This is a genomic window from Aquimarina sp. AU58 (assembly GCF_900312745.1).
GTDB lineage: Bacteria > Bacteroidota > Bacteroidia > Flavobacteriales > Flavobacteriaceae > Aquimarina > Aquimarina spinulae.
In genome coordinates this window covers 1,677,013-1,692,809 of record NZ_OMPD01000014.1, presented here as the reverse complement: position 1 = coordinate 1,692,809, position 15,797 = coordinate 1,677,013, and the positions used below count along the sequence as shown (strand labels likewise).

At 33.4% G+C, this 15,797-nt stretch carries 14 protein-coding genes; 7 read left to right on the top strand and 7 right to left on the bottom strand.

Annotated elements, in window-relative coordinates; genetic code table 11:
* Positions 1-7: 7 nt before the first annotated feature.
* The 4 genes from mutL to DK441_RS18740 form a co-directional block, all read right to left on the bottom strand.
* Positions 8-1,888 (bottom strand): DNA mismatch repair endonuclease MutL, encoded by a 1,881-nt coding sequence (mutL, locus tag DK441_RS18755; protein WP_109852040.1) that lies wholly within the window; start codon positions 1,886-1,888, stop codon positions 8-10.
* The gene (locus DK441_RS18750; RefSeq protein WP_109853566.1) at positions 1,889-2,185 is read right to left on the bottom strand and encodes a hypothetical protein; all 297 of its coding nucleotides are present in this window, start codon (positions 2,183-2,185) and stop codon (positions 1,889-1,891) included.
* Between the two features lie 126 nt (positions 2,186-2,311).
* Positions 2,312-2,815: a 6,7-dimethyl-8-ribityllumazine synthase gene (ribH, locus tag DK441_RS18745; protein WP_109852039.1), complete on the bottom strand. Its 504-nt coding sequence runs from the start codon at positions 2,813-2,815 to the stop codon at positions 2,312-2,314.
* Between the two features lie 64 nt (positions 2,816-2,879).
* On the bottom strand, positions 2,880-3,650 hold the full coding sequence (locus DK441_RS18740; RefSeq protein WP_109852038.1) for a tetratricopeptide repeat protein: 771 nt from the start codon (positions 3,648-3,650) through the stop codon (positions 2,880-2,882).
* Between the two features lie 136 nt (positions 3,651-3,786).
* Between DK441_RS18740 and DK441_RS18735 the strand changes: the two genes are divergently transcribed.
* Genes DK441_RS18735 through DK441_RS18725 form a run of 3 tightly spaced genes read left to right on the top strand, consistent with a single transcriptional unit; the run spans position 3,787 to position 5,652 of the window.
* Complete coding sequence (locus tag DK441_RS18735) at positions 3,787-4,887, top strand: DNA replication/repair protein RecF (RefSeq protein ID WP_109852037.1); 1,101 nt, start codon at positions 3,787-3,789, stop codon at positions 4,885-4,887.
* Positions 4,888-4,942: 55 nt separating this feature from the next.
* Positions 4,943-5,356, top strand: a complete 414-nt coding sequence (locus DK441_RS18730; protein WP_109852036.1) for a hypothetical protein — start codon at positions 4,943-4,945, stop codon at positions 5,354-5,356.
* Positions 5,356-5,652 (top strand): DUF721 domain-containing protein, encoded by a 297-nt coding sequence (locus tag DK441_RS18725; RefSeq protein WP_074408016.1) that lies wholly within the window; start codon positions 5,356-5,358, stop codon positions 5,650-5,652. Before DK441_RS18730 ends, DK441_RS18725 begins: the two co-directional genes overlap by 1 nt.
* Here the strand turns inward: DK441_RS18725 and DK441_RS18720 are convergent.
* Both DK441_RS18720 and DK441_RS18715 read right to left on the bottom strand, forming a co-directional pair.
* Positions 5,638-6,030: an acyl-CoA thioesterase gene (locus DK441_RS18720; RefSeq protein WP_109852035.1), complete on the bottom strand. Its 393-nt coding sequence runs from the start codon at positions 6,028-6,030 to the stop codon at positions 5,638-5,640. The genes DK441_RS18725 and DK441_RS18720 overlap by 15 nt on opposite strands.
* A 124-nt stretch (positions 6,031-6,154) precedes the next feature.
* A complete protein-coding gene (locus tag DK441_RS18715; RefSeq protein ID WP_160112175.1) occupies positions 6,155-7,327 on the bottom strand; it encodes a hypothetical protein in 1,173 nt (390 codons plus the stop codon).
* A gap of 411 nt (positions 7,328-7,738) precedes the next feature.
* Between DK441_RS18715 and DK441_RS18710 the strand changes: the two genes are divergently transcribed.
* On the top strand, positions 7,739-10,987 hold the full coding sequence (locus DK441_RS18710; protein WP_109852033.1) for a SusC/RagA family TonB-linked outer membrane protein: 3,249 nt from the start codon (positions 7,739-7,741) through the stop codon (positions 10,985-10,987).
* A 10-nt stretch (positions 10,988-10,997) separates the two neighbouring features.
* Positions 10,998-12,452: a SusD/RagB family nutrient-binding outer membrane lipoprotein gene (locus DK441_RS18705; RefSeq protein WP_109852032.1), complete on the top strand. Its 1,455-nt coding sequence runs from the start codon at positions 10,998-11,000 to the stop codon at positions 12,450-12,452.
* Between the two features lie 491 nt (positions 12,453-12,943).
* On the opposite strand, the gene DK441_RS18700 is transcribed toward DK441_RS18705, so the two are convergent.
* Positions 12,944-14,104, bottom strand: coding sequence for a hypothetical protein (locus DK441_RS18700; protein WP_109852031.1), 1,161 nt, complete (start codon positions 14,102-14,104; stop codon positions 12,944-12,946).
* Positions 14,105-14,342: 238 nt separating this feature from the next.
* Here DK441_RS18700 and DK441_RS18695 point away from each other — a divergent pair, with 238 nt between their 5' ends.
* Together DK441_RS18695 and DK441_RS18690 are read left to right on the top strand one after the other, a co-directional pair.
* On the top strand, positions 14,343-14,792 hold the full coding sequence (locus tag DK441_RS18695) for an RNA polymerase sigma factor (protein WP_370444330.1): 450 nt from the start codon (positions 14,343-14,345) through the stop codon (positions 14,790-14,792).
* Positions 14,793-14,880: 88 nt separating this feature from the next.
* Positions 14,881-15,795: a FecR family protein gene (locus tag DK441_RS18690; protein WP_109852029.1), complete on the top strand. Its 915-nt coding sequence runs from the start codon at positions 14,881-14,883 to the stop codon at positions 15,793-15,795.
* The last annotated feature ends 2 nt before the right edge of the window (positions 15,796-15,797 follow it).

Here is a 15,797-nt window from a genome sequence, read left to right as displayed (position 1 = left end):
TTATATATTAAAATTTCTTATCGATTTCATCTACTGTTAACGTGATGAAAGTCTGCTTATTATTTGGTGTTATTGTTGGCTCGGTACATGCAAATAGGCTATTTACCATATACTGCTGTTGTTCTGAAGCCAATTCTACTCCTGCTCGAACTGCAATACTTTTTGAAATGGATCTTGCAAGCAGATCGGTTTGAGAAAAACCACTATCTGGCACCTCTTCTTCGAGATCACTGATAAGTTGCTCTAAAAGTTGAGCAACTTCTTTTTCTGAAGTTACCGATGGTATTCCTGTAATTTCAACTTCTCCGGGGGATAACTCTCCAAAAACAAACCCTGTATTTTCGAGCTGTTCTTTTACAGTTGTAAGAAGTTCGATCTCTTTTTTGGTAAAAGAAAGTGTAAGCGGAAATAACAGTTGTTGGCTTACAGCACTTGCCATAGTAATATTGCGTAATAACTCTTCATACAATATTCTTTGGTGTGCCCGGTGTTGATTCACAATCACCATTCCGCTTTTAATAGTAGTAACAATATATTTTTTTCTGAGTTGATAGGTTGTATGATGCCCAACTTTTTTTTCATCAGACTCAAACAACGACCCTGTAACTTCTGCACTTTCGAATTCTACAGAAGAAAAATCATTTTCTGTGGGCTTGGTAGTTGTCATTTCAGATTCTAAACCCACATACAGGTTTTCCCAGTCTCCGGCAGATTCTTTTTTAAACGATGTATGGCTTTTGCCTGAAAATGAACCACCACCAGAACCAGATACTTTTTCTTCTTTAAATGGATTAAAATTACGATCTACCTCTATTGTAGGTGTCTGAGCAGTTTTACTTTTATACTCATATGGTGTATCCATCGAAGCGTCTCTGTTAAAATCTAACACGGGTGCTACGTTAAATTGTCCCAGACTATGTTTTATCGAAGCTCTTAGCATAGCATACAATGCATGCTCATCCTCGAATTTAATTTCGGTCTTAGTAGGATGAATATTAATATCTATCGATTTGGGATCTACCGTAAGGTAAACAAAATAGCTAGGATGTGCTTTATCTTTTAGTAACCCTTCGAATGCGGCATTAACGGCATGGTTTAAATAACCACTCTTAATATATCTATTATTAACAAAGAAAAATTGCTCACCACGGGTACGTTTGGCATATTCTGGTTTTCCTATAAATCCATTAATAGTCACCAAGTCTGTTTCTTCTTTAACAGGGACAAGTTTTTCATTGGTTTTTCCTCCAAAAATATTTACAATTCGCTGGCGACAATTTGAAATAGGTAAATTAAAAATTTCACTACCATTATGATACATATCAAATTTAATAGAATGATGCGCCATCGTTACCCGGTGAAATTCATCAATAATATGACGTAGTTCTACTGCATTTGATTTTAAAAAATTTCGCCGTGCGGGAATATTATAGAATAAATTTTTGACACTTATAGAGGTTCCTTTGGGTGTCACGCATACTTCTTGAGAAATTACTTCGCTACCTTCGATATTAATCTCTGTACCCACCTCATCTTCTTCTTGTTTCGTTTTTAATTCTACATGAGCAATTGCAGCAATAGAAGCCAGAGCTTCTCCTCTAAAACCTTTGGTGTTTAACTCAAAAAGATCTTCTGCAGCTTTTATTTTTGAAGTAGCATGACGCTCAAAACTCAGTCTGGCATCGGTAACGCTCATTCCTGATCCATTATCGATAACCTGAATAAGAGTTTTACCAGCTTCTTTTATGATTAATTTTATATGTGTAGCCTGAGCATCAATTGCGTTCTCTAACAGCTCTTTCACTACTGAAGCCGGTCGTTGAACCACTTCTCCGGCAGCAATTTGATTAGCTACGTGATCTGGTAATAGTTGAATGATATCAGACATCTATCGTCGTGCAGTAAATATGGATAAATCAAAATCAATTATATACAAAAAGATGAAGATCAGGATTATTGCAATATAAATAACCTTTCTATTAATTTCGCGATTACCTCGATTACGGCTCGATTTACGGGCTTCTGCCCAGTGTGAACCAAAATCTATATCATTTGTAGCATCCCTGTATTTGGTAATTTTGTTCTCAAAATTATAGATATTACCCCCACTTTTACCTTCATAGTACCTTGGTGTGTAATTGAATCTACGGTTTTTTCTTCTTTTTGGGATACTTAACTTCACAATCTGCTCTATCTTTTTGATTATCCAAATATACTTAAAAAGCATTATAATGTAAAGCTTTTAGCATTACAATAACATCAAAATATAAATAACAAAGATTATGCCGCTTAGATTTTAGCCAGAGAATTCTTATTTATAAAAGGTTGCATCTTTACGTAATTGCGCCATCTTGATAGCTGCTATTGCTGCTTCTGTTCCTTTATTACCGTGCTTACCTCCAGAGCGATCAATAGATTGTTGTAGTGTATTATCTGTAAGTACACAAAAGATTACAGGGATATCACTAGCGATATTTAAATCCTTGATTCCTTGCGTAACACCATCACAAACAAAGTCAAAATGCTTGGTTTCTCCTTGTATAACAGACCCTATAGCAATAACTGCATCGAGCATATCAAAGGATTCCTGCATTTTCTTACATCCGTATATCAATTCGAAACTCCCAGGTACATTCCACCGTACAATATTTTCCTTTACTGCTCCACAATCTATAAATGCATCAAATGCACCTTGAAACAGCCCTTCGGTAATTTCTTCATTCCATTCTGAAACAACAATCCCAAACCGAAAATTTTTCGCATTTGGGATAGTTGTTTTATCGTATTGTGATAAATTTTTATTTTCTGTAGCCATATTGATTTTGCGTCTCGGGTTTCAGGTTTCAGTAAAAAAACTAAAAACCGGAACCACAAAACTATTACTTCATTGCCTGAGCTTTACCTAGGTGAACGTCTGCTTGATTAGCTTCTACACTCTTAGGAAATTCTTCTTTAATTCGTTTTAAATATGGAATTGCAACTTCTGGTTTATTAAGAGATATAGCAGTAATTGCTGCTTTTAATAAAAACTTTGGAGTGGTAAAGTCATTAGTCTTTGCTTTAACAGCTTTTTCATAATACCCTAGTGCTTCTTCTGTTTGATCAAGCTGAGAAAATGCATCTCCTATACCACCAAGAGCCAAAGGACCTAATATATCGTCATCGCTCTTAAAACTGTCAAGGTAATTGATAGCTTCCTGATATTTATTCATATTTAGGTAAGAAAATCCAGCGTAGTAATTAGATAGATTAGCTGCATCAGTACTACCATAGTTTTCTATAATTCCTAAAAAACCATATTTCCCTTCTCCTCCGTTAAGAGCTAAAGTATATAATGAATCGCTAAGTTTAGAGTTACCATTAACAGCATTATCAAAATACTGTTGTGCTGTAAACATTTCATTAGCCGCTTCTTCTTCTTTTGGTTCCTGGATAAATTTCTGAAATCCAAGATATCCTAATATCACAACGGCTATCATTCCAACAGCACCTAGTATGTATTTTTGATTAGCTGCAACCCATTCTTCAGTTTTAGAAGCTCCTTCGTCTAAGGTATTAAATACCTCAGCAGTTGTTGAATTATCTTCTATTTGCTCAACCTCTTCAGCTTTGTTTTTTGGTTTGTGTCCACGTTTCTTGTAAGTTGCCATAAGTTTGCTTTAATGAACGGCAAAAATAAAATATTTATTCACAATTAAAAGCACAACTATTTATTATTTTTCAATAATTTGCATCGATTAACTAAGAATTCTATTAAAGTCGATATTCCTTGATGATCACTATTTTATGATTTTAAAATCTCTTTCTTTACTTAATTATAAAAATTTTGAGTCCATCAATTTTGAATTTGATGATAAGATAAACTGCCTTGTCGGAAATAATGGAGTCGGAAAAACAAATATTCTGGATGCTATTTATCATTTGTCATTTGGTAAAAGCTATTTTAATCCAATTACCAGTCAAAACATTAAACATAATACCGATTTTTTTGTCATCGATGGTCTTTACACAAAAGAAGATCGTGATGAAAAAGTTATTATAAGTGCAAAAAGAGGGCAAAAAAAAGTAATCAAACGCAACGCAAAAATTTACGATACTTTTAGCGAGCATATTGGTTTTTTACCTTTGGTAATTATTTCTCCGGCAGATAGAGATTTGATTACAGAAGGGAGTGACACTCGCCGTAAATTTATAGATGGTGTGATTTCTCAGAGTGATCAATCTTATCTAAAAACATTATTAAAATATTCTAAAATTGTATCACAGCGTAATTCTCTACTAAAGTACTTTACCGCTAACAACACTTTTGATCCTACCACATTAGAGGTGTACAACCAGCAAATGCACGAATACGGTAGTATTATCTATGAAAAAAGAGCAGCATTTTTAGAGGTTTTTATTCCTATTTTCGAAAATAGGTACCAAGCCATTAGCTCTGGTAAGGAAAGTGTTACTCTTTCTTATCAAAGTAAGCTATCTGAAACTAATTTACTAACTCTTTTAGAACAGAATCTTTCTAAAGACAGAATGCTACAATATACTAGTGTGGGAGTTCACAAAGATGATTTGTCTTTTGAAATTGAAGGCTATCCTATTAAAAAATTTGGAAGCCAGGGACAACAAAAATCGTATCTTATTGCTTTAAAACTGGCTCAATTCGATTTTATAAAAAAACAAAGTAAAGTGAATCCTATACTTCTACTCGATGATATTTTTGATAAACTCGACGAAAAACGCGTAGAACATATTATAAAATTGGTAGATGATCAAAATTTTGGGCAATTATTTATTAGTGATACCCATGCAGATCGAACAGAAAGTGTGGTGAAAAAAATATCGCAATCATATAAAATCATTAAATTAAAAAGTAACGAATCAGAGAACTAAAATCAATACTCATATCTTCTGATTAATAAAAAAGATAAAAACACTCAGATAAAATATGCGACGAGTTTTACTTTATACACTACTTCTATATATTACTTCTTGTACAACCACAGATCCAAAAGAATATATTCAATATCTAAATGGGTATTGGGAAATTAAAAAGGTAATATTATCTGATGGAAACGAAAAAGAATATACGTTCAATCAGGATATTGACTTTTTTGAAGTTAAAGACTCGATAGGAATACGCAAAAAAGTACGCCCTAAACTAGATGGGAGTTTTATAGTTACCGATAACCAGGAAATTTTTTCTATAACTATTGAAAATGATAGTGTAAGGCTACAATATAAAAACTCGTTAGCAACATGGAAAGAAACCATTATTTCTGCAAAAGAAAACGAGATAATTTTCAAGAATGAAACAGGAAATGTTTACTTTTATCAACGATATCAAAAGCTACAATTATAATGGCAAAACGTCATCAAGAACATCAGAGTATGGAAGAAGTTTTAAAAAGCTTTGTTTCTGACAATAATTTACAAAAAGGGTTAGATAAGGTTGCTGTACGTGATGTTTGGGAAAAAATAATGGGCCCTGCAATAACAAAGTATACTCGAAATATTAAACTTGAAAGAGAAACTGTGTATGTAGAACTTACATCATCTGTATTAAGAGAAGAACTTAGTTATGGCAGACAAAAAATAATAGATAACCTCAATGATGAGTTAGGCAAAGTATTAGTCAAAAAACTAGTTCTGAGGTAGCTCTTTTTTTTCGTGTACAACCTTAGTTTTACCGTGCGGCACTGGTTTTCCATTGACATCAAGATTAACCACAGTTATATTTTCTACCTTAATAATTGTTTTGCGTGTTAATTTATTCCTCACTTCACATTTAAGAATTAGAGAAGTATTTCCAAATTTCACGACATCCATTCCTATTTCAATAATATCACCTTGTACCGCAGAGCTTACAAAATTGATTTCAGACATAAACTTGGTCACTACTCGTCTGTTTTGTAATTGTATAATTGCATACAACGCTGCTTCTTCATCTATCCACTCTAATAATCTACCTCCAAATAATGTCTCATTAGAATTTAAATCACCTGGTTTTACAATTTTTCTGGTGTGATATTTCATAACTTCATTTTGTTTATCGCAAAATTATCAAAAATATCGTGTTCTATACTCGATAAAAGAAAAGGATTTTAAAGCTAAGACATATCACCATTTAACGCTCTGTCATTAACATTATAAAAGGTAGTTAAGGAACAACCACCTCATCACAAAACTGTTGACCATCAGGACAATTTGGAGTTATCACTTTTGCACATACATTATTTACACCTTGATCCAAATCTAATTCTACTATCCCGGCACTTAACAATGAGTTTTCGATAAAAATTTCATTTACAGACCAACCTATAGTAACATCATTACTCACCCCTATAACAGAGGGATTAAATTTATATGTATTTGTACCTGTAACCCGTTCATTAGTAAATGTAACAGCGGGGCAAATAGGCTCTACTACAATTTCTTTGCAAGCAATCGTCCCACTAAGACAGTTAGTAGTAATCACTTTTATACAAGTTTCATATGTTCCCGGAGTAAATTGTCTTGTAAATGGGTTTCCATCAACAACCTGGTCAGCAATTATCTCCCCATTGATTTTAAAAAACAATTGATATCCTTCCATAATCTCAATATCTGGAATAAACCTATACTCATTCTCTTGTAAAGGCTGGATTTCAAATCGTATTGCAGGACATCCAATGCAATTATTTATGATTTCATAAAATTCATAATATGTTGATATCCGTATCGGTTTAAGGTCAGGAGCAACTAATATTGATATTGGAAACTTAAAATCTGGTTGATAATTAGCTCCTTGATCTACAAGAAAACGACTAAAACTTTCTTCACTATCAATATCGACTTCTTTATTGTCTTTATCATTTAAAATAATAGGATATTCAAACTTATAACATTGCCTATATAAATGATTAAAAACGTCTCTGAAAGTTTTTATCTCACATTCTCTAAGCACATTAATCAAAGCATCTTCATTCTCTATAAGAACCGTACTATTGGCTCCCTTAAACATGATCTGAATAGGAAATTGTAGCCCGGTTATATTAAAATTCGCACTTTGTCCAGAAATTACTCCAAGTAACCCTTGATAGTCATCAACTCGTATGGTCGAATCTGTATTATATCCAAATATTAATGGGTATTTAAAAGTAAAACACAGATCTTCTTCGTTTACTATCGAATTTCTTGTTTTTATATCATTAAGGATAGATACTATTGTTGTTGTAGATGTAATCTTAGCATCTATACTATCAGGAAAAAAAGAGTCATCATTTACACAAGAGTATGTAAACATTACCAATGCGAGTATAAAACCTTTGCAATATGTACTTAATTTATTCAATATTAAACTGTTCTAGATATATTTATAACGTTTACAAACTTATTTACCCTACCCCATTTCTCTATTTAATATGGATGAATGTATATAAAATAAAATTAGAATCAAAAGACTATCTAAATACATCTAACATATTTAAAAATAATAAAACAACTCGATAAATTTTAATTTACCTGTATTATTATAAAAAAACATTGGGTCTTAAATCACAATATTCGATATTCATCGTTCTATAAAGTTATAAAGTTTAAAACGGTTTAAAATTTCTTCATAAATAAAAAAAACTATAATTAGTCGTTTTTTTAAATTACCCTTACAGTTTTCCCGTTAATTTTCTGTTAAAAAAACATTATCCTTATTATCCTCTAATTTTTCTTAATAACCTTGCTTACTAACAAAAATTAACATGCAATAATGAAATTATTAACTAAAAACATGCTAATACTTCTAACGGTATTAGTGACGCAATTTTCTGTTGCGCAAGAAACCCCTATTACAGGTAAGGTCACAGACGATGGCGGCATGCCATTACCTGGTGTAAACATTATAGTAAAGGGTAGCAACAGTGGAACTCAAACAGATTTTGACGGAATGTATTCGTTACAAGCTTCTGAAGGTAGTATTCTTCTTTTCAGTTATCTTGGTTTTGCAGATCAAGAGGTAATTGTAGGTGCCCAAAAAACTATTAATGTACAATTAGAAGTCACCGCTTCTCAATTAGAAGAAATAGTAGTTACGGCTCTTGGTATTTCTAGAGATAAAAAATCTTTAGGATATTCTACACAAGAAGTTGATGGAGACGATTTAAACAAAGTGAAGACTGTAAACTTTGTAAACTCTCTTTCTGGTAAAGCTTCTGGTCTTCAAATTAAAAGAAATAATAATTTAGGAGGATCTACCAACGTTGTTATTAGAGGTAATGCTTCTTTAACTGGAAGTAACCAGGCTTTATTCGTTATTGATGGTATTCCTATCAACAACACTAATACCAACTCTGCTGGTCAGGGACAAGCTCAAGGAGGGTATTATGATTATGGTAATGCTGCATCAGATATTAATCCAGATGATATAGAATCTATAAATGTTCTAAAAGGTGCTGCTGCATCTGCCCTTTATGGATCCAGAGCTGCAAATGGTGTGATTATGATTACTACCAAAAAAGGAGGTAAATCCAAAGGTATGGGAATTACAATTAGTTCTGGATTAACATTCGGATCTATTGACAAAAGTACATTTGCCAAATATCAAGATCAATATGGTGGTGGTTACGGACCTTATTATGGACCAGGAGAAGACAGCTATTTAGATTTAGTAGATATTGATGGTGATGGTAACTTAGATTTTGTAACTCCTTTAACAGAAGATGCATCTTATGGAGCTGCCTTTGATTCTAACATTTTAGTGTATCAATGGGATGCTTTTGACCCTGATTCTCCGAATTACAGAACACCTACTCCTTGGGTAAATGCTAAGAATGGTCCTATTACCTTTTTTGAAACTCCGGTTACCATTACAAATTCTGTATCCTTCGATAAAGGATTTGATGCCGGTACTTTTAGATTAAACTACACTCAGTTTGACCAAACTGGCTTATTACCAAACAGTTCTATAAAGAGACATAATTTTTCTATGAGTGGAAGTTATAAGCTTAGTGAGCGATTAACAACTACAGGATATGCCAATTATATCAAAACAGATGGTCTTGGTCGTAACTCAACAGGGTATAATGATAACATTATTGGTAATTTTAAACAATGGTGGCAAACCAATGTTGACATAAGACAACAAGAAGCTATTTATTTTTCTACAGGAAGAAATGTTACCTGGAACCCAGCTAGCAGAGATGCAGGGTCTCTTCCTATCTATTGGGATAACCCATATTGGACAAGATATGAAAACTACCAAAACGATATGAGAAATCGTTTCTTAGGTAATGTTTCTTTAAATTATAAAGTAACCGATTGGTTTGATATTACGGGTAGAGTTGCTACCGACACATACTCTGAATTACAAGAAGAAAGAAGAGCAAATGGTAGTGTACCCACTCGTTTTGGGGTAGACAGAGGAACTGTAAGTTCTGGATATGGAAGAAAGGATATCCGAAATACAGAAACGAATTACGATCTAATGCTTAATTTTCATAAAGATTTAACTGAAGAATTAAACATCAAGGGGATATTAGGTACCAATATTAGAAGAAATCATTTTCAATCGGTTCATGCGTCTACAAGTGGTGGACTTAGTGTTCCTAGATTATATTCATTACAGAACAGTTCTGGACCGCTTCCATTACCTGTAGAAAGAGATGAAAAAATTGGTGTAGATGGTATCTATGTGAGTGCATCATTAGGATACAAACAAACCTATTTCCTTGACGGAACATTGCGAAGAGATCATTCTTCTTCATTACCAAAAGGAAACAGTACTTTCTATTATCCTTCTATTGCAGGTAGTTTTGTCTTTTCTAATCTTATCGACGCCGAATTTATTTCATTCGGTAAATTAAGAGCCAATTACGCAGAAGTGGGTAACAGTGCTCCTTTTGACTTTTTATATGATAGTTATAATGTAAACACTCCAATAGGAAGTGCAAGTACTTCTGTAGGGAACATAAAAAAGAATCCAAATCTAAAACCAGAAACAACAACAAGTATTGAGCTTGGACTGGAGATGAAACTTTTACAAAACAGACTTGGATTTGATATTGCATACTACAAAAACAATTCTATCGATCAGATTTTTGGAGTTCCTGTTAGTCGCGGAACCGGATATACTTCTAAAATATTAAATGCCGGAGAAATTGAAAATAAAGGTGTTGAATTATCTATATACGGAACCCCAGTAGAAACACAAAACTTTACCTGGGATGTGAATGTAAACTGGTCTAAAAATGAAAACAAAGTGGTTTCATTAGAAGATGGGATAGAAAATTTACAATTAGGTTCTTTTCAAGGTGGTATAACAATTAATGCTACTGTAGGGCAACCTTACGGAATAATTCAAGGAACAGATTACACTTACCTAAATGGTCAAAGAGTTGTTGATGATTCTAATGGTCAATATATAAAGACTACTACATCAAACAATAATATTGGTGATACTAATCCAGATTGGCTAATGGGTATTTCTAATAAGTTTAATTATAAAAATATTGCGCTTAGTTTCTTAATTGATATTCAACAAGGAGGAAGCATTTGGTCTCTGGATCAATACTATGGGCAAGCAACAGGTCTATATGAAGAAACTGCCTTTATTAATGACCTAGGAAATCCTGTAAGAAACACCTTAGCAAATGGCGGTGGTTTTATCAATCCTGGAGTTAATCCTAATGGAGCTACCAATACTACAAGAATTAGAGCAGATCGATTTGGTGCCTTTGGATATAGAAGAGGATTACCTGATGCCGCTTTTGTATATGATGCAAGTTTCGTAAAACTAAGAGAAGTTGCTATAACCTATAGTTTCCCTAAAAAATTAATTCAAAAAACATTCTTAAATGATGTTTCTTTTAGTGTAATTGGTTCTAACCTTTGGATTATCGACAAAAACCTTCCACATGCTGATCCAGAAAGTGGATTGAGTTCTGGTAACTTACAAGGGTATTCGGTAGGTTCTTTACCTACTACCAGAGACATAGGTTTCAACTTAAAATTACAATTCTAAAAAAATAAAGATGAAAAAAATATTAATTCTAATTACAGCAGTAATTATAGCATCTTGTTCGGATAACCTCGAGAGTTTGAACGAGAATATTAAAGATCCATCTTCTGTTCCAGGTGAAACTTTATTTACCGGTGCGCAGAAAAATTTGGTTGATCAAATGGTTGACCTAAATGTGAATAATAATAACACAAAACTTTGGGCCCAATATTTACAAGAGACGACCTATACAGACGAAAGTAATTATGACCAGGTAACAAGAACCATTCCTGCTACACACTGGAGCGTTCTTTATAAAGATGTTTTAAAAGATTTAGACGAAGCTTCTAAAATCATAACAGATACCAAATATTCACTTCCTGAGGATATTGAGACTAAAGCTAATAAACTTCAGGTAATAGAAATATTAACAATCTATGCCTATAGCGTATTAGTAGAAACTTTTGGAAATGTTCCTTATACTGAAGCTTTGGATATTGATGATCTATTGCCTGCATATGATGATGGTGAAACAGTTTACAAAGCCTTGGTTGGTAGACTTACAGCTGCTATCGATGCTTTAGACACTAGTAAAGGAAGTTTTGGAGCTGCCGATAATATTTATGGCGGAGATGTATCGCTCTGGAAAAAGTTTGCTGCTTCCTTAAAGCTTAGAATGGGTATCCTATTATCTGATGTAGATAATGCTTTTGCTAAAACTACTGTAGAAGCAGCAGTTACAAGTGGTGTATTTACCAGTAGAGCTGACAATGCTAATTTCACATATTTATCTGCTGCACCAAACACAAATCCTGTTCATGCAAACTTAGTATTAAGTGGAAGAGCCGATTTTGTAGCTGCAGTTACAATCGTAGATATGATGAATACATTAAATGATCCCAGAAGGTCCTTGTATTTTGAAGAAGTACCTGGCACGGGAATGTATATTGGAGGAGATATCGGTAGCACATCAAGTTTCTCTTCGCATTCTCATGTATCTGATTATGTAGAGGCTGCTGCAACTCCTGGTGTAATTTTAGATTATGCAGAAGTTGAGTTTTTATTAGCAGAAGCTGCTGCAAGAACTTTTGCGGTGGGTGGAACAGCAAAAAGTCATTACGATATTGCTGTAGTAGAATCAATAGAAAGTTGGGGAGGATCAAATGCCGATGCAATGACATATCTTGCTCAACCAACAGTAGACTATGATACTGCTTTGGCAGCCAGTACTGCTACTACTCCCTGGAAAGAAGTAATTGGTAATCAAAAATGGATAGCTTTATTTAATAGAGGTATTGAAGCATGGACTTCGATCAGGCTTTTAGATTTCCCAACATTAGCGACACCAGCTGAACCTGTTTCTGGTTTCCCTAATAGATATACATATCCAATTATAGAACAAACCTTAAATGGTACAAACTGGCAAGCTGCCTCTACTGCAATAGGTGGTGATCTTGCAGAAACAAAACTTTTCTGGGATTTGAACTAGTCAATATTTCAGGTAATTATTAACATAATGGATAGGGATGAGATAAAAATCTCATCCCTATTTTTTTACATCTATATTACAATTGCTAAATTGTCTACAACGATATTCCCTCATTTTACATTCTGTGGCTTTCTATTCTTCGATCAAATTAGGTCTTTTTAGAACATTAAATATAAATCTAAAGGAGTTTTCTCTGGATAAAAGAAGATATATCAAAAACGAGTGACTTCGCTCAAAATGGGATGATTTAGAAGACAATATAAAAACTACTCTACTTAATATGTTGTTCTTCCTAATTCTCATGTTAAGCATTGTGATCAATTAGTTATTTTCAGAAACTAAGAGTCATACTACATCTTAATCCTATAAATAAAGATTCCCCGAAAGCATGGCCTCGCTCCCGGGGAATCAACCTAATTAATCTAACCTAACTAACTTATCATATTTTGTATTCTATTCTTTTTATTAGAAGCGAATAGAAAATCAAGCAATTATTCAAATTCTATAACCTTACAGAATGATGTTCCGCCGGGGCATTCTGGAGTTTCTATCATTAAGCACACTTCATATCTCCCTGGCCCATCAAATTCATGATAAAATGGGTTGTTATGGGGGAATTCTGGTGATTTACCCACATATTTTCCGTCAACAGACCACTCTAGAGTAACGTCATCGATTCCTTCGAATGCACGAGGATAAAAATAATATGCAGCTTTATCGCCATCTCGCTCTGGTTCAAAGAACAGATCCGGACAATCCCCTACTCTTATCTCTTTACAATATTTTACTCCCTCTGGGCAATCTGGTGTAATCACTTTTAGGCACACTTCATGAACCCCAGAATTAAATTGATATACAAGAGTTCTACTACCTACTTGTGGGTCATTTTTTGGTGATTCAACAACCTTTCCGTCTACATACCATAGTATTTGACTTACCTCATCTACACCTTCTATCTTAGCTCCAAAAGTATACGTCCCCACCGTTCCCGGTTCTATTTCTTTTGTAAAAGAAACTTCTGGGCAAACCAAATTTGATTCTTCTACTTCTATAACTTTACAATAAGAAACTCCTTCTGGGCAATTTGGCGTTTCTGTTTTGATACACACCTCATATCTTCCCGGCTCCTCAAAATTCCATATCAAATAATTATCTTCATCGGGTGAAGAATCTTCTACCAATCTATCATTAATATACCATCCGTAAGACACTTCATTAATTCCTCTAAAATTTGCATAAAACTTATAAGTAGATCGTCCTTGATAATGCTTACTTCTAAAAAACAAATCGGGACAAGGATTATTTTCGTCTACCTCAACCTCTATATCAGTGCAGGCTTCTATTGTTCTTTGTTCGGTTATAATTCTAACACAAATAGTATGTTTACCAGGCTCAAACAGGTAATCTAAGATCTGATTAATAATATTTTCTTCATCTTCTCCTTCAATATCATTTCCATCTACAGACCAAATCGTCTGTGCACCATTGTCAATCCCGCTTGTCTTAGCTTCAAAACTATAAACCGCACTTCCTTCTTTGTTATCAATAACAATCTCGACCTCTGGATCACTATTAAAATCTTCAGTTTCACAAGAGGTAAATCCTAATACAAGTGTAAGTATTAACGTATACCAAATACCAAGTTTTTTCATCGTAAATAATTTTAGGGGTTACTAAATTTTCTTCAGAAGCTTTTTAAACCTCTCTTAAAGTGAAACGGCTTAAAAAAAAATTACCCTACCCCCATACTTTCATTTTTTATTCTTTGATAGCTTGAAAAAAAAATCTAGATTTGAAAATATATTTTTATTCCCCTAAATGTCTGACAACAATAATTCTACATGTAACGAGCAAGTCTTTGACAAGTTTTTCAAGAGTAATTCTAAACTTTTGAGGAATTATATTTATTACAAATTTGGAGATCTCGAACAGGCAGAAGATATTGTTCAGGATGCATTTATTAAACTCTGGAATAATTGTTCTAAAGTATCGATAGATAAGGCCAAAAGTTATGTTTATACTATCGCGACCAATCTTGGTATTAGCATTACACGACATCAAAAAGTAAAGTTCAAATACAGAGATTATATTACACAACGTAAAACAGATGTCAACCACGAGTCGCCAGAATTTATCGCTCTTGAGAAAGAGTATATGGAAAAATTAAAAAGTGCAATTGCCGATTTACCAGAACGCCAAAGAGAAGTGTTCTTGCTAAGTCGAATAGATAAAAAAACATATAAAGAAATTGCAGAGCTATCGAATGTTTCTGTAAAAGCTATAGAAAAATTGATGCATAAAGCATTATTAACATTAAGAGGAAAAATAGGAAATATTTAAAGGAAATCTAGTTAACCTAAAAAACTTTTTAATACAAAGAGGTAGGGTAATTTAAAAATAAAACGTTCACATATTATATGCCGAAGTTATGTTAGACGATAAAAAAGATGATATATTCTTATCCAGGTGGATTAGCGGAGAGCTTTCTGAAGAGGAACTTCGTGAGTTTAAATCCCACCCTGAGTATGAGTATTATGTAAAAATAATGGCTGGCGCTGATGCTTTGAATCTAAAAGATTATGATGTAGAAAAACAACTTTCTGCTTTAAAATCAAAATCGAGTTATACAGCAAAAGAAAAATCTAATTCGGTTATAAAATTATGGCCTTATATTGCGGCTGCCGCTTCGATTGCAATTATTCTGGGGGTCTTTTTATTTAATCCCAATGAGTCGTTCAGCACTAATTTTGGAGAACAATTATCTGTAACATTACCAGATGGATCAGAAATGATCCTTAACGCTAAATCTTTAGCGAGTTTTGATAAAGAAAACTGGAAAGAAAACAGAATGGTAACCTTAGAAGGAGAAGCCTTTTTTAAAGTAAAAAAAGGAAGTAAATTCACTGTTACTACCAAAAACGGAGAAGTTTCTGTGTTAGGAACCCAATTTAATGTACAATCCCAAAATTCTTTTTTTGAAGTTACTTGTTATGAAGGTAAAGTTAGTGTTACTAATAAAGAAAATAAAAAAATTCTAACAGTAGGAAAAGGATATAGAAATCTTGAAAATACCGAGCCAGAAAGCTGGGTTTTTGATATCAAAGAGCCTTCTTGGCTTAGTAATACAAGCTCGTTTAGAAGTACACCTATCAAATACGTATTTAAGGAGCTTGAAGAGCAATATGATTTAAAAATTAAAACAACAGAGATAAATCTCGAAACTATATATACAGGAACTTTCCCTAATAACAATAAGGAAGTTGCTCTTAGAACAGTTTTTAGTACCTTAGGCATGAAGTATAGCGTATCGAAAGATAGCAAGACTGTGGTATTAGAAAAATAGTA